We start from the raw sequence: 15,333 nt of genomic DNA on the forward strand, positions 1-15,333 counted from the left end.
CGACCTTCGAGAGCGATGGGGCCGTGGGGAAGCGACAGGCTACGTCCGCTTCGCGCTGTATTCGTGCACGAAATCGACCAGCGCGATGACGTTGTCCACCGGCGTCTGCTGATGCACGCCATGCCCCAGGTTGAAGATGTGTCCAGGTCGGTTCGCGACCTGATCGAGGATCCTCTTCGCCTGACTTTCGATCAGGCCTCGGTCGGCCAGAAGAACCGTGGGGTCGAGATTTCCCTGGACGCTTTTGTCGTGGCCGACTCGTTCCCAGGCGTCGGAGATTTCGATCCGCCAGTCGACGCCGATGACTCCCGCGCCCGCTTCGGCCAGCAGGGGAAGCAGTTCGGGATTGCCCGTCGCGAAGTTGATCACCGGAACGCCGGGCGGCAGGCTGGCGATGATCGCCTGCATGTGCGGCAGAACGTAACGTCGATAGTCCGCGACGCCCAGGCAGCCGGCCCACGAGTCGAAGATCTGCACGCACTGAACGCCGGCTTCGATCTGTGCCGCCAGATAGCGACTGACGCCCCGAGCGAACTTGCCCAGCAGTTCGTTCCACGCCCCTTCGTCGCGATACATGAGCGACTTGGCGTGGAGGTAGCTGCGGCTGCCGCCCCCCTCGATGGCGTAGCTCGCGAGCGTGAAGGGCGCGCCGGCGAACCCGATCAGCGGAACGTCCTCGGGCAGGTCCGCGCGGGTTCGTCGACAGGTCTCCATCACGAACTCGAGCTCGGCCATCGTTTCCAGTTCGCGGACCCGATCGAGATCGCGGGCCTCGCGAACGGGGTTATGAATCTTCGGACCGTCGCCGGCGACGAATTCCAGATCGAACCCCATCGGCTCGAGGATCGGCAGCAGATCGGAGAAGATGATCGCCGCGTCGACGCCTAGGCGTTTGACCGCGGTACACATCGCCTCGCTGCAGAGATCGGGACGTTTGCAGAGTTCCAGAACGTCCTTCACCTGAGACCGCGTTTCGCGGTATTCCGCCATGTAGCGACCGGCCTGGCGCATGAGCCAGATCGGCGTGACGTCCGTCGGCTCTCCCCGGCAGGCCCGCATGAAGGGGCTGTCGTACCAGGGAGCGGCTTCGTCGGAGGGATCGCTGGCGGGACCCGAGAGCGTCACGTAGGACCTGTTCTTTCTGCGAAGCAGTTGCGGCGCCTTCTCAGACACGGCCACGACCAGGTGGCCCATCTTGGGATGTTCGGGCTCCAGATCGGGAGCGATCCCGAGTTCGGTCAGCATCTCCGACGTCGTCGGTCCGATCGAGGCGACGACCGTGCGGGAGGCGAGGGCCTTCCGGACGTCGTCCTCGATGCCGAGTTCGCCGGCGACGCGCAGCAGGTTCACCGCCTGGTGGGCCGAAGTGAACATCAGGACGTCGCGCTCGCCCGCCGCGATCGCGCGGCAGTTCGCCTTCAGAGGCTCGGCATCGTCCGGAAGGTCCCATTTATAGATCGGGATGGACAGCACCTTCGCCCCGCGAGCCTCCAGTCCGGCGACCAGACTCGGATTCGGCTTGCCGTATTCCTGGAGCGCGACTTCCTGATTGGCGACGGGAACGAACTGGTCCAGCGTCTGGAGCAGTTCCCGCCAGGTATTCGGTTCGGGGACTCGATAGGTCGGGGTGAGCCCGACCTCCCGCATTGCGACGACCGGTTTCGGTCCGCGGCAGACGGTGATGACGTCCGACAGGGTGTCGAGAAAGCGCTGCCGATCGACGTGCTTCTCAACCGCGTCGAGCAACTGCCGGAATCCGACGCCCGTAAGAAACACGACGATTCCGATTTCGCCGACGAGCAACCGGTGGGCGAAGTCGATCGCGGCCCGCGGGGACTCCAGCGGCGTCTCTTTCATCGAGGGGCTGACGAACGCCGAGCCGCCGAAGCGTTCGATCAGGCGCGTCATCTCTTCCGACCGGCGACTCTCCAGGGAGGCGATCCGCAAATCGGCGAGGGGGAGCGAAGGCGTTCCGTTTGCCATACGTTCGGGTCGGATTTCCGTAAGAGCGGGAGGCGGCGGGCGACGATTCGACGGCGGGCCTAGCGGAAAGGGCCGTCCGACGCCCCGGTCTCCGCGAACCCTCGAAACGTCCTTGCGAGAAGCGGGAACCTCGCGGATAATGCCGGATTCCCCAGCTTGCGGGCTCCCGGAGACGCTCGGCGAAGCCTCATTATAGAGAGGCCTGCCGGATCGCGGGACCGCTGGCGGGGATGGAACGTCCGCACCGCATTCCGCTGTACCCGCCAGCAGAAAAGAAACGACGATGAAGGAAGGCATTCACCCCCAGTATCGCCAGGTCGTGTTCAAGGACACGGCTGCCGATTACGCGTTTCTGACGCGTTCGACCATCCGCACCAATCAGACGATCAAGTGGACCGACGGAAACGAATATCCCGTCGTCTTCGTCGATATCTCGAGCGCTTCGCACCCCTTCTTCACGGGCAAGCAAAAGTTCGTCGACTCGATGGGTCGCGTCGAGAAGTTCCTCAAGAAGTTCGGCAAAGTCGGCGCGCCGGCGAAGAAGGCTGCCGCGACCGAGTGAGACCGCTGGTCTCCTGTTGCCGCTGGTCAGGCCTGAAGAAGGGCCGCTGATCAGGCCTGAAGAAAGCAGGCGAGCCCTCCGCAGGGAGAGCTCGCCTTTCTTCGTGCGCCGAACCGAAGCCCAGGACAGAACGAGCCTAAGAAGTGAGCGTCGGGACCTCGAGGGGCGTCACGTCGACCTCGACTTGCAGCGACTGATTCCTGCCGCCCAGGTAGATGCCGAGGAGCGGCGCGACGTCGCGGTAATCCCGCCCCCATCCGAGCAGAACGTGCTCGTCGCGAACGACCAGATCGTTCGTCGGGTCGAGTTCGACCCAGCCGGCGTCTCCCAGGTAGACGGAGACCCAGGCGTGCGATTCGTCGGCGCCCAGACGGATCGGCTGACCCGGCGCCGGGCGCGTGCGGAGGTAGCCGCTGACGTAGCGTGCGGGCAATCCGATCGACCGCATCGCTCCCGCGAAGACATGGGCCAGATCCTGGCACACGCCGCGGCGAAGCTCCAAAGCCTGAATCGCGGTCGTATCGACGTCGGTCGACCGCGGCACGTACGCGATCTGCTCCTTGATTCGCCGGTTCAAATCGAGGGCCGCCTCGAAGATCGGCCTGCCGGCGGCGAAGCTGCGGCGTGCGAACGCGGCCAGTTCCGGCCCCCGCATGACGAGCTTCGTATCGAACAGGAACTGCGTCGCCTCCAGCCAGTCGCTGAACGATCGCTGTTCCAGTCCCTGACGCACGCGCTCCCAGGGGAGGGTTGCGGTCGCTTCCGGCAGCGCTCGCGGCACGACCTCGACTTCGCTGATCGCCTCCAGCGACATCGCCTGATGACGCTCAGGGATCGAGAAGCACGCGATGGGGTTGCCGAAATAGTCGGTGCGATGATCGAAGCGGGTCGCCGGGTCGATCACCAGCTCATGCGTCCTGACGGTCGATGACGCCGTCGACCGAGGACTCAGATGGGCGACGTTGTGACAGACCGAAACCGGCTCGTCGTAGCTGTATCGCGTGAGATGTCGAACGCGGTAACGAGTCATTCGCGATGATCCTGCGGAAATCTGCCTGCCGACAGGGAGCGGATGCGACGCTCCCGCCTGAAGCTTCAGTCATCCGTGCTGAAATTGCCGAAGCGCCGTAGCGGTCCGACGTGAAGCAGATAGATCTCGGCGATAACGGTGCCGAGTTCCTCGACGAGCCGTTTGATTTCCTCCAGCGCCGCCGCGACGCTCTCCCGCCTGCGATCGTTCGCCCCCAGGAGATCGTCGAGTTGAACCTTTCGGAGCGCCTCGATCGCCTTGGCGGCGATCTCCTTCGGCGCCGACTGCGGCCCGGTCGCTCGCTCCAGGACCTCGACCTGCCGTCGCAGCGCCTCCAGTTGAAAGGCGACGCTGCGAGGATTCGAATCGTCGAGCAACAGCAGGTCCAGAACCGCGTGCGGCTGGAGTTGCCCCAGGTACCGCGAGCGGTAGGTCATGATGCTGTCGCCCGCTTCGAGCGTCGCCTCGAGGGCTGCCGCCTGCTCGCTGAGCCGTCCGCTCAGCATGTTTTCCAGCAGCGTCGCGGTGTGCGTCGTTCGCTCGATGCGTCGTCCGATTTCCAGGAAGCTCCAGCCGAGCGTGCGGGTGCCGCTCTCGTGCATCGCTCCGCTGGCGGCATGGAAGTCGAAGATCAGACGGTTCAGGCTCGTCAGTTCGTCCGTCAGAAAGTCGTTGTCGTGCGAAGAGCCCTGATGGAGGTGGCGCTGCATGCGGTGAAGGATCTGCCAGAAGTCGGTCGACAGGCGATCGCGAACCCGCGACGCCGATCGCAGGCAGTGCTTCACGCCCGAGGCGATCGAATCGGGCTCGTTCGAGCGCAGGGCGCGCGTCGCCACGAAGCCGTCCAACCGGGGCAGGGCCGCCTCGAAGCCGGCGACGCCGTAGCTGGTTTCGATCAGGCCGACCTCCGCCGCGGAACGGGCCAGAACCTTCGCCGCCGGCGAATCGACCACATCGGATTCCCCGGCCAAGCGGTGGACCAACGCCCTCAGCAGGCGGGACTTGTTCTCCGTCCGCTCCAGCCACCGTCCGAGCCAGAACAGATCTTCCGCCACGCGGCTGGGAAGCTCGGCGCCGCTGCGCTTTATTTCGATCGGCGTTCCGGGTTCCTGAAGCAGGCTGACGTTCTCGATGGGCCGATCCGACAGGGCCCAGACGTCCTGCACGCGAACGCGCTGTCCCCCCCGGCTTCCGGCCGGCGGCGTCAGCTTCGCGATCGCTCCCGGCATGACGCTGAAGCCGTCGCCGTCCGCGGTCGCGTACATGCGGATCTGGAAGTTCCACGGTTCGAGCGAGTGACCGTTCCAGACGGGCGACGTCGAATGCGTCGGCGCCTCGCGGAAGAACCATCCGCCGGGATTCTCCTCCCACTGACGGCGAGTCTCCGTCCATGTGTGGTAAGGAGTCTGAGCCAATAGAAACGGCCGCGTGCGGGGACTCGCGAAAGTCTTGTAACCTTCCAACTCGCGCAGCCGCTCGGCGACGACCTTGCGCGCCTCTGGCTCTCCCGTCCACCACGTGGAAATCGACGGCAGCAGCAGGCGCTCGCCCAGCAGTCGTTCGCAGAGCCGATCGTAGAAGGCGGCGAAGACAGGCGTCTCCATCAGGCCCGAACCGACCGGATTGGCGAGCGCCGTCGAACCCGCGCGAATCGCCTCCAGCAGTCCCGCGACGCCTGCCGAACCGTCGGACCCGCCCTTCAGCTCGACCGGATCGCAGTCGTCGTCGAACAGCCCCCGCAGAACGGCATGAACGGGCAGGGGGCCTCCGAGGGTCTTCAGAAAGAGCTTCGATTCGCGTACGGCGAGATCCTCCGCCTCCGCGAGCGAGAAGCCCAGGTAACGCGCGAGGTACGCGTCTTCGAAGTATCCGCGGCTCCCGGCGCCCTGGGTCAGAAAAACGATGCGAGGATTGTCGCGGTTACCCGGAGCCGCGGCGCGTAATGCAGCCCGCAGGGTCATGAAGAAGCTGGCGAGTCGCTCGGCGCCGAGAAGCTGAAACGCCCGCGGATAAAGCCGCGAGACGATCATCCGGTGTTCGAGCGCGAAGCCGAGATCGGGCGGCAGGCCCGTGTAGTCGGCGACGACCCTCCACTGCCCCGACACTGTCCGCACCAGGTCTACCGCGTAGAGCGCCAGGCGATGCGGACGCTCTCCCTCGACCCGAACGGCGGCCCGCTGGAACCGGGGATTATTGAGGACCAGTTCTGCAGGGAGCGCTCCGGAGGCGAGCAATTCCTGCTTGCCCGAGAGATCCGCGAACGTCCGGTCGATCAGCCTGGCCCGCTGCGCCACGCCGCTAGCCAGCTCCGCGAACTCCGTCGCCGAGAGAAACGCCGGCAGCACGTCCAGCTCGCCCGGTCGATCGTCCCGGTCTTCGCCCGGCACATGGTAATCCAGGCCGAATTCCGCGAGCTGGGCCTGGATCTGGCTGACGTGCTCGTCGAGATCCCTGCGCTCGCGAGCGGCGAATTCCCGATAGAAGGCGGCAGCGTGGGGACGTGGAACGCCCGGCGCCTGGAAGGCTTCGTCGTAGACTTCTGGAAGAGGCCGATACGTATCGAGCAACCGAGGAGGCGCCGTACGAGTGGGGCCGGCGGTGGAACTCATCGAACGTCGCTCCGTACGAACTTGCCGCTGGCACGCGAAGGGCGGCATCCTACCGCGAAACGCTTTCGTGACGGAACGACGATCAGGAGGTCTTTGCCGGAAGCCGCGAAACGCCATGCATGCGTTTCGCAGGAGGCTGTCAGAGATTTCCGCTGGGCGATCGACGCATATCGAGCGTGAACGGATAAGCGTCGTTCGACTCGAGCGGCGGGATCGGAAACCTGCCGGCGGTGAATCCGTGGGAGAAGAATCTCGCCGCGCGACGCGATTCCGCCTCCAGGGCGTTCACCGGGAAGGTCTCGAAACTGCGCCCGCCCGGATGGACTACATGATACGTGCAACCGCCGAGCGAGCGCTCGGTCCAAGCGTCCAAAAGCTCGAACGTCAGCGGCGAATGGACGTCGATCGTCGGATGCAGGCACGACGGCGGCTGCCACGCCCGGAAACGAACGCCCCCCACCATCTCGCCGACCGTCTCCGTGGGGGAGAGCGGGATGCGCCTTCCGTTGCAAGTCAGCACGTGCCGCTTCGCCTCCCCGCCGGTCAGCGAGGCCTGCATCCGTTCGACGGACGAGTCGACGTACCGCACCGTGCCGCCGCCGCCCGGCTCTTCGCCCAGGACGTACCACGGTTCGATCGCCTGACGAATCTCCAGATGCATACCGTCGATCTGGGTCTCGCCGACGAACGGGAAGCGGAACTCGAAATGCGGAGCGAACCATTCCCAGGGAAGCGAAACGCCCCGACGCTCCAATTCGCCGAGCGCCCGGCGGAAGTCCCGTATCGCGATCAGGGGGAGCATGAATTCGTCGTGCAGCCGGGTCCCCCACTCCGCGAGCGGCCGTTCGTACGGCTTCTCCCAGAACGCGGCGACGATGCCGCGAATCAGGAGTTGCTGCACCAGACTCATCCGCGCGTGAGGCGGCATCTCCATCGCGCGAAGCTCGACCAGACCCAGCCGCCCCGTCAGCGAGTCGGGCGAAAAGAGTTTGTCGATGCAGAACTCGGCCCGATGCGTGTTTCCGGTCAGGTCGACTAGCAGATGGCGATAGAGCCGGTCGACCAGCCAGGGGGGACAGTGTTCTCCTGCGGGAGGCGTCTGGGCGAACGCGATCTCCAGTTCGTAGATCGAATCGCGGCGACCTTCGTCGACCCGGGGCGCCTGACTGGTCGGGCCGATGAACTTCCCGGAGAAGAGATATGACAGCGACGGGTGGTTGTTCCAGAACCCGAGCATGCTCTTCAGCAGATCGGGCCTGCGAAGAAACGGACTGTCCTGCGGCGTCGCTCCGCCGAGCACGATGTGGTTGCCGCCGCCCGTTCCTGTATGACGCCCGTCGACGTCGAACTTGTCAGTGCCGAGCCGGACCTGCCGCGCCTCTTCGTAGATCGCCTGCGTCGTCTCGACCAGTTCCTGCCAGTTCTCCGACGGGTGAACGTTGACCTCGATCACGCCGGGGTCGGGCGTATTCTTCAGCGCGTTCAGCCGCGGATCGTGAGGCGGAAGGTAGCCTTCGAGCACGATCGGCATGTCGAGTTCGACCGCCGTCGCTTCGACCTGCGCGACGAGATCGAGGTAATCCTCCAGTCCGTAGACGGGCGGCATGAAGACGTGCAGCCTGCCGTCGCGCGGCTCGACGCAAAGAGCCGTTCGCACGATCTCCGCATCGACGACGGGATCCTCGTCCGTTTCGACCGCCTGCTTTCCGGTACCGCTCCCGCTAGCCACCTTCGCCCACGCTTCGCGTCGCACCTTGCGGACGCGTTCGACCTCTTCCGGCGGAATCTCGAGCGTCTGAAACGCGAGCCGAGAACGATCCGTCGAGAGCGAGAAGTCGACGTACGGTTGCCCCGCGATCCCGTCGACCAGCGCCAGCGGATGGGCGGGAAGCGCGTCGAGTTCCTCGAACGGATCCCGCTCCGGATCGACGGGAAGCAGCTTGGTCGGAACCCACGGTAGCGTATCGATCGGCAGCCGCAGACCCATCGGCGAATCGCCGGGAAGCAGGAACATCTTCTCCGCGCGGACGGGCCACTTCCCGCTGATCCACGGGGCACGCGCCTGCTGCGACTGACGCTTGATCGGCAGGACGCAGCCGACGGGCGCGTTCACCCCGCGTTGAAAAATGCGGATCAGTCGGTCGCGTTCCTCCGCGTCGCCGAACTTCGGATCCCAAGGCGGAACGTTATAAGGAAGCTTGTTCTCTTTCCAGAGATAGTAGAAGACGTCTTCGTACGCGAGGACGACATGCTGCGAACCGACGCCCAGCCGGTCGGCGAGTCGCGAACCGAACGCTCTCGCCTCCGCGGGACCGAAGCCGTAATCGGTTTCAAGATCGGCGAACAGATCGTCGTTGATCCAGATCGGGACGCCGTCCTTCCGCCAGTAACAGCCGAAGGACCAGCGGGGAAGCGATTCGCCCGGATACCATTTGCCCATGCCGAAGTGAAGCAGTCCGCCCGGCGCGAAGCGTTTCCGCAGGCGAAGAAGCAGGCTCTGCGCGATGCGGCGCTTGTTCGGCCCGACTGCGGCGCCGTTCCACTCCGCTCCTTCCATATCATCGATGGAGACGAACGTCGGCTCGCCGCCCATCGTCAGGCGGACGTCCTGGCGATCGAGCTTTTCGTCGATCGCGTCGCCCGCTTTCAGAATGTCCTGCCACTGCTCGTCGGTGTAAGGCTTCGTGACGCGCGGCGCCTCGATCTGACGCTCGACCGTCATCTCGTGATCGAGAACGCTCTTCGCCTCCTCCATCATTCCGGTGATGGGCGCCGCGCTCGTCGGATCGGGACTGGCCGCCAGCGGAATGTGCCCTTCGCCCGCGAGCAGACCCGACGTCGGGTCGAGCCCCACCCAGCCCGCGCCGGGCAGATAAACCTCGCACCAGGCGTGCAGATCCGTGAAATCGCAGGTCGGACCTTCGGGACCTTCGAGCGGCTTTTCGTCGGGCGCAAGCTGGATCAGATAGCCCGAGACGAATCGAGACGCGATGCCCAAGTGGCGGAAGATCTGCACGAGCAGCCAGGTCGAATCCCGGCAGGATCCCGACGCTTTCTCCAGCGATTCGTCGGGCGTCTGAACTCCGGGCTCCAGGCGGATGACGTACTTCAGCGCCTGCTGCACGCGACGGTTGACTTCCACCAGGAAGTCGTTCATCGGCACGTCGGTCTTCCGGAGTTCGGCGACCATCGCGTCGAACGCCGGTCCGTGTTCAGTGATCTCGAAGAACGGATCGAGTTCGTGCTTGAGCGCCTTCGGATACTCGAAGGGATACTTTTCCGCGAACGGTTCGAGGAAGAAGTCGAACGGGTTGATCGTCACCATCTCCGCCAGGAGATGGACGTCGATCTCCAGATGGTCGGTCTTCTCCGGAAAGACGAGCCGGGCGAGATAGTTCCCCTGCGGATCCTGCTGCCAGTTGAGGAAGTGCGTCTCCGGCTTCACGGTGAGCGAGTACGCCAAGATCGGAGTGCGGCAATGCGGCGCCGGACGAAGTCGAACGACCTGCGGGCCCAGCGAAATCGGGCGATCGTACGTGTAGCTGGTGCGGTGGCGCAGGGCGACCCGAACGGACATCGAGAACTCGTTCTATCTCAAGAAGCGGGGCAGGGCGGCGGCGAAGGAGCGCTGGTTCAACCTTGGGTCTGCGACCGCGTCTGACCCTGCGTCTGAATCAGGACCGGCGATCGGCTGGCCGGTCGATGCGGGGCGCCGTTCGAGGAGGGTTCGACGTTCGCGGCAGACGAAGCGGTCGAAGTCTCTTCGTCGTCCGTATCGGCCAGGCTGCGGTACTGCAGAAAGGTCTCGTAGATACCGCCGCCGATCTCGTTGAGTCGTCTCTGAAAGCCGTCGACGAACTCGTGCAGGCCGTATAGCAACACGGCCTCGACCGAGGCGTACTCGAACTCGCCGATCAGATTCCGCAGCAGGATCTCGGGAACTAGGCGAGGCTGGTCGATCGAGTTGCCGCTGATCGCGTGGAGCGAACGACTGGCGCTCTGCAGGCAGTGCAGGGCAGATCGCGGAAACTCGCGGTCGAGGAGCAGAAACGCGACGACCTTCGAGGGTGCGATGAGATGATGCTGCTTGCGGTACATCTCGAAGCCGGAGACTGATCGCAGCACGGCGGTCCACTGCAGGTTGTCCGTCGGCGAACCGACGTCGCTGATTCGCGGCAGGATCGTGAAGTACTTCACGTCGATCAGCCGGGAAGTCTTGTCCGCCCGTTCGACCAGCCGACCCATATTGAAGAAGTGCCATCCTTCTCCGCGGGTCATAATGTCGTCGGCGATTCCGTGGAACAGGTGGGACTCCATGCGGATGCGCTTGTAGAAATCCGCCAGCTCGTCGGACGCCATCCGGTCGGCCGACTGATCGCGCACGAGATGGTAGAAGCCGTTGAGCTGCTCCCAGAGCTCCGACGGGATCGCCTCGCGAACGGATCTCGCGTTCTCGCGAGCGCATCGCAGGCAGGCGAGTATCGAATTGCCGTACTCGCGGTCGAACGTGAGAAACTTGATTACGTTCTGCCGCGTGGGGGCGCCGTAACGTTCCTCGAAGATCTTGTCGTCGCCCGTGGCCGCTACGAGCGGGCTCCACGACTTGGCGCCATGATCGGGCAGGTCGATCTCCAAGTAGAGATTCACCTCGACGAAGCGGGCGACGTTGTCGGCCCGTTCGACCAGGCGACTCATCCAATAGATCGAGTCCGCGACGCGGCTGAGCATGCTGGGCATCGACTCGCTTTCGAGATCGTCAGTCCGAGGTGAACCTTAGGCGGTGTTCTCCACCACCCACGTATCCTTGCTGCCCCCGCCCTGGGACGAGTTGACCACCAGCGAGCCCTTGCGCAGCGCGACCCTCGTCAGCCCGCCGGGCAGCACCCAGATCTCTTCGCCGTACAGTATGTAGGGCCGCAAGTCGACGTGCCGGCCCTCGAACTTATCGTCGCAGACGGTCGGAACCCGCGACAGCGCGAGCGTCGGCTGGGCGATGTAATTCCGCGGATTGTCGCGAATCAGTTGCCCGAACTTCGTCCGCTCTTCGGGCGTGGCGCGGGGTCCGATCATCATGCCGTAACCGCCCGACTCGTTCGCGGCCTTCACGACCAGTTCGTCGAGATGCGCCAGCACGTACTCCCGCTCGTCCTGGTAACAACAGCGGTACGTCGGCACGTTCGGCAGGATCGCTTCCTCGCCCAAGTAATACCGGATGATGTCCGGCACGAAGGCGTAGATCACCTTATCGTCGGCGATGCCCGTGCCCGGCGCGTTCGCCATCCCGAGGTTTCCGCTCCGGTAGACGTCCATCAGGCCGGGGGGTCCCAGCACCGAATCCGCGCGGAAGCATTTCGGATCGATGAAGTCGTCGTCGATTCGGCGATACAAGACGTCGACCCGCTCGAACCCGGACGTCGTCCGCATGTAGAGAAAGTCGTTCTTCACGACCAGGTCGCGACCCTCGACCAGTTGCACGCCCATCTGCTGGGCGAGAAACGAGTGCTCGTAATAGGCGGAGTTGTACATGCCCGGCGTCAGCACCGCGATCGTCGGATTCGCGACGCCTTCCGGCGCGACGTGCTGCAGCGTCTCGAACAGCTTCCCGGGGTAGTCCGAGATGGGGCGGACCGCCGCCTTCTCGAAAATCTGCGGAAAGGTCTGCTTCATCACCAGACGATTCTGAAGAACGTACGACACGCCCGAGGGGCAACGGAGGTTGTCTTCCAGAACGTAGATCTTCCCGTCGCCGTCGCGAACGAGATCCGTCCCCGTGACGTGGCACCAGATACCCCGAGGAGGATTGAGCCCTCGACACTGGTCGCGGAACGTCGTCGCCGACTCGACGACATGAGCCGGGATGACGCCGTCCTTCAGGACGCGCTGCTCGTGGTACATGTCGTCGATGAAGGCGTTCAGCGCCTTGATGCGCTGTTTCAGCCCTCGCTCGATCAGGTTCCACTCGTTCAGCGCGACGATCCGCGGAACGACGTCGAACGGCCAGATCTTCTCCGTCCCGGCTTCGTGACCGTAGACGGTGAACGTGATGCCCATCTGCATCAGGGCTCGGTCGATCGCCTTCTGCCGGCGCTGAAGATCGCCCGGTTCGAGCGCATCGAGGGCCTGAATCAGCAGAGTCGTCTCCGGCCGCGGGGCGCCGCGGGCGGTGAAGTACTCGTCGTAGAAGTCATCCGGCGAGTAGGCGCCGAACGTGAGCTGATCCGCCATTTCCCCTCCCGCGTCGATGCGTCGACGCGCCGATTCTACGCGCGGATATGCAGAGCCGCGTCGTCCGCTGAATCGCTCGAAACGCTCCGCGAAGCGGAGCAGCCCGAGCGCAATGTCGCACGTGGGTTCGTCGCACAGGGGAGGGAGAGACGCCGCGCGAAGAACGCCTGGATTGTAGACCGACGCTTTTCGTCCGCAAGGCGTAAGACTTACGTCGCCTGTAACGCGGGTCCGACCTGATGCGTGTCGCACTGACCAATAGCGTGCGCGGCGCACTGAATCAGGGCGAAATCGGCGAAAGAGCCGCTACAGTTTCGCGAAAGACGCTCTAAGGTCGCCTGCCGAACGTGACCAGACACATATCGTCGTTCTGCATCGCGTCGCCCAGAAATCCTCGCACGTCCCGGACGATCGAGCCTCCGAGCGCCCCGGCGACCGGCTCGCTCGCGCGCACCATGTCGCGGATCCGGTCGATCCCGAAGAAGTCTCCCGCTCCGTCCATGCATTCGTTAATGCCGTCGGTATAGAGCGTCGCGATCGCCCCGGGCGGGAAAGGGACGACGACCTGTTCGTAGTCCATCTCCTCCATGATTCCCAGCGGCATGCCGGCCTCTTCTTCGCCCGGTTCGACCAGTTGTCCGTCGGGCATCCGAATGATCGGCGCCATGTGCCCCGCGTTCACGACGGTCAACTCGCCTTTGACCGGATCGACGACGGCCATGACCATGGTGATGAACCGGTCCAGCGGCAGGGCGCTGAGCGCGTCGTTCAGCCGCGTGACCGCCTTCGCCGGATCGTTCTCCGCGGCCAGTCGGTAACGAATCTCCGACGAGAACTTCGCCATCATCAGCGCGGCTGCGATCCCGTGACCGACCACGTCCGCCACGACGACGGCCAACCGGCCGTCAGGCATCGGGATGTAGTCGAAGCAGTCGCCCCCGATGCCGGTCGCGGGCTCGTAGTAGTCGTAGAATTCGAAGCCTTCGATCTCCGGCGGATGGTCGGGCAGGAAGCCCTTCTGCACTTCGTGAGCGAGTTCCAGATCCTTCTCGATCGCATGCTGCCGGATGGCTTCTTCATGCAGGCGCGCGTTGTCGAGCGCGACGCCCGCCTGTGCGGCGACCGCGATCAGAACTTCCAGGTCGGACTCGCGGAACTTGCGACGCTGGTCGGCGGTATCGATCTGCAACACGCCGAAGGCACGGTCTTCGCTGTCGAGCAACGGCGCGCACATCATCGAACGGATCTTCACGTTCGCGATGCTCTCGGACATCTCGAACTTCGAATCGTTCTGCAGATCGGCGGAAAGAATGGCCCGCTTGCTCCGGATCACTTCCCGGACGACGGTCCGGCTGATGCGGATCGTTTCGTTCTCGGCGCCCGCGCGGCGACTCTCCGCCCACTTGGGAACGAGTTCGTCGTCGTCCGTCTGAATGACGATGAGGCCGCGGTCGGCCTGCAGGAAGATACGGAACAGCGAACGCAATACCTGCGGCAGCACCTGCTCCAGCGCGAGCGCCCGGGCCAGCGCGCGGTTGATCTCCAGCAACGCCTGCAGAGTCTGTTCCGGGGACGCGGAGAGACCGCCGTACGACGACGACGCGTCGAGTTGCTTCATGATGGTCGACGACGATGCGTCGTCGTCGACCATCACCGCGCCCGTCGGAGGCGACGCGGGACGGAGCAGGGGATTCGCGCTCCGGAGGCCGGCGTTGGAGGGCGTCTCCGGCGCGGCGGGAAGCGGCGCAGCGGACACGAAGCGATACCGCCGGCCGCAGATATCGAGCACGTCGTCGTGCTTCAGCAGCACCTTCTGCGCCACCTCGCCGTCGTTGAGCAGCGTTCCGTTCCGGCTCTTCAGATCCTCGAGCAGAAATCCGGTCCCGCCCCAGGTGATCACCGCGTGGCGTCGCGACACGGCGACGGCATCGATCGGGATCGTGCACTGGGCGGGATCGCGTCCGAGAAGGGTCTCCCCCTCGCGCAGGTCGAACAGCGCTCCCTTGTCAGGACCGTTCAGCGCCTCGAGCCGGGCCGTGATCTGCATCGCGTGCACGTCAGATACGCTGGAAAGAGATGCGAAGGCGGCGACGGGGCGTCGGCCTTCCGGCAAGTGCAGCGCCGATTCTAGTTGTCGTCAATTCCGACGGTCAATCTGGCGCGAAACCGTAAGCCGGGCCAGCTTTTCCGGCAGGCGAACCGGCCGAGGCTCTCCAGGACCTGAACGTTCGATTTACAATCTAATGAGTCGCAGGCGGCTTCGGCGCCTTCCCCTCCCCGCACGTTCGTTCGATCCGGCATGGTTTACCTGCTCCTGTTTCTCGTGGCGGCGCTGAGTCGTTACCTGCCTCACCCTCCGAACGTCACGGCGATCGTCGCGGTCTCCGTCATCGCCGGCGCCTACGTAAGCCCCCGGTGGGCCTGGCTCATTCCGCTGGCCGCGATTCTGGCGACCGACGTTTTCTTCCTGGAGCCCTACGGCGCGACCGAGATGGCGTTCGTCTACGTCGGTCACGCGATCGCGATCGCCGTCAGCCTGTTCGGCAGTTGGGCCTTCGTCCGCGAACGGAACCACCGCCGCAAGGAACGAGAAGCCGACGGGGCGAACCGGGTCAGCATGCGGTCGCTGCTCGACGGTTACGTGCTTTGCGGAGCGGCCGCGTTCGCCGGATTGTTCTTCTGGACGATCTCGAACTTCGGCTCGTTTCTCGCCTACTACCCGCAGACGCCGAACGGCCTGGCGACCTGTTACTGGCTCGCCCTGCCGTTCTTGAGGAATCAGCTTCTGGGAGATGTCCTGATCACCGGCGGGCTGTTCCTGACCGTCGAATCGCTTCGCGCCGTCGCCGGACCGGCGTGGGTGGGCTGGGGCCTGGGACGGACGCAGCGATCTGCGAAGCCTCTCTCGCGCCGAGAAAGCTGAT

The 15,333-nt window shown here is 64.6% G+C and carries 9 protein-coding genes; 2 read left to right on the forward strand and 7 right to left on the reverse strand.

All coding sequences use genetic code 11. The features are described 5' to 3' along the window. Nucleotides 1-39: 39 nt before the first annotated feature. Nucleotides 40-1,983 carry a uroporphyrinogen decarboxylase gene (hemE, locus tag SH602x_RS19685; RefSeq protein WP_479473931.1) on the reverse strand — a complete coding sequence of 648 codons (1,944 nt, stop codon included), beginning with the start codon at nucleotides 1,981-1,983 and terminating at the stop codon, nucleotides 40-42. A 283-nt stretch (nucleotides 1,984-2,266) separates the two neighbouring features. On the opposite strand from hemE, the gene SH602x_RS19690 reads away from it, so the two are divergent. Beyond that, entirely contained in the window at nucleotides 2,267-2,545 is a 279-nt protein-coding gene (locus SH602x_RS19690; RefSeq protein WP_479473932.1) for a type B 50S ribosomal protein L31, read from the forward strand. A 136-nt stretch (nucleotides 2,546-2,681) separates the two neighbouring features. On the opposite strand, the gene SH602x_RS19695 is transcribed toward SH602x_RS19690, so the two are convergent. The 6 genes from SH602x_RS19695 to SH602x_RS19720 form a co-directional block, all read right to left on the reverse strand. Continuing rightward, on the reverse strand, nucleotides 2,682-3,575 hold the full coding sequence (locus SH602x_RS19695) for a transglutaminase family protein (RefSeq protein WP_479473933.1): 894 nt from the start codon (nucleotides 3,573-3,575) through the stop codon (nucleotides 2,682-2,684). A gap of 65 nt (nucleotides 3,576-3,640) precedes the next feature. After that, nucleotides 3,641-6,184: a circularly permuted type 2 ATP-grasp protein gene (locus SH602x_RS19700; protein WP_479473934.1), complete on the reverse strand. Its 2,544-nt coding sequence runs from the start codon at nucleotides 6,182-6,184 to the stop codon at nucleotides 3,641-3,643. Nucleotides 6,185-6,323: 139 nt separating this feature from the next. Next, a complete protein-coding gene (locus SH602x_RS19705) occupies nucleotides 6,324-9,761 on the reverse strand; it encodes a transglutaminase family protein (RefSeq protein WP_479473935.1) in 3,438 nt (1,145 codons plus the stop codon). A 56-nt stretch (nucleotides 9,762-9,817) separates the two neighbouring features. Further along, complete coding sequence (locus SH602x_RS19710; RefSeq protein ID WP_479473936.1) at nucleotides 9,818-10,921, reverse strand: alpha-E domain-containing protein; 1,104 nt, start codon at nucleotides 10,919-10,921, stop codon at nucleotides 9,818-9,820. Between the two features lie 36 nt (nucleotides 10,922-10,957). Beyond that, complete coding sequence (locus SH602x_RS19715; protein ID WP_479473937.1) at nucleotides 10,958-12,409, reverse strand: circularly permuted type 2 ATP-grasp protein; 1,452 nt, start codon at nucleotides 12,407-12,409, stop codon at nucleotides 10,958-10,960. Nucleotides 12,410-12,737: 328 nt separating this feature from the next. Next, a complete protein-coding gene (locus tag SH602x_RS19720; protein WP_479477120.1) occupies nucleotides 12,738-14,456 on the reverse strand; it encodes a SpoIIE family protein phosphatase in 1,719 nt (572 codons plus the stop codon). 252 nt (nucleotides 14,457-14,708) lie between these two features. On the opposite strand from SH602x_RS19720, the gene SH602x_RS19725 reads away from it, so the two are divergent. Then, on the forward strand, nucleotides 14,709-15,332 hold the full coding sequence (locus tag SH602x_RS19725; RefSeq protein ID WP_479473938.1) for a DUF6580 family putative transport protein: 624 nt from the start codon (nucleotides 14,709-14,711) through the stop codon (nucleotides 15,330-15,332). The last annotated feature ends 1 nt before the right edge of the window (nucleotide 15,333 follow it).

It is taken from the genome of Lignipirellula cremea (assembly GCF_056501455.1).

Coding starts and splice junctions, on each gene's coding strand:
- hemE (WP_479473931.1), bottom strand. CDS start 1,983: ATGGCAAACGGAACGCCTTCGCTCCCCCTCGCCGATTTGCGGATCGCC.
- SH602x_RS19690 (WP_479473932.1), top strand. CDS start 2,267: ATGAAGGAAGGCATTCACCCCCAGTATCGCCAGGTCGTGTTCAAGGAC.
- SH602x_RS19695 (WP_479473933.1), bottom strand. CDS start 3,575: ATGACTCGTTACCGCGTTCGACATCTCACGCGATACAGCTACGACGAG.
- SH602x_RS19700 (WP_479473934.1), bottom strand. CDS start 6,184: ATGAGTTCCACCGCCGGCCCCACTCGTACGGCGCCTCCTCGGTTGCTC.
- SH602x_RS19705 (WP_479473935.1), bottom strand. CDS start 9,761: ATGTCCGTTCGGGTCGCCCTGCGCCACCGCACCAGCTACACGTACGAT.
- SH602x_RS19710 (WP_479473936.1), bottom strand. CDS start 10,921: ATGCCCAGCATGCTCAGCCGCGTCGCGGACTCGATCTATTGGATGAGT.
- SH602x_RS19715 (WP_479473937.1), bottom strand. CDS start 12,409: ATGGCGGATCAGCTCACGTTCGGCGCCTACTCGCCGGATGACTTCTAC.
- SH602x_RS19720 (WP_479477120.1), bottom strand. CDS start 14,456: ATGCAGATCACGGCCCGGCTCGAGGCGCTGAACGGTCCTGACAAGGGA.
- SH602x_RS19725 (WP_479473938.1), top strand. CDS start 14,709: ATGGTTTACCTGCTCCTGTTTCTCGTGGCGGCGCTGAGTCGTTACCTG.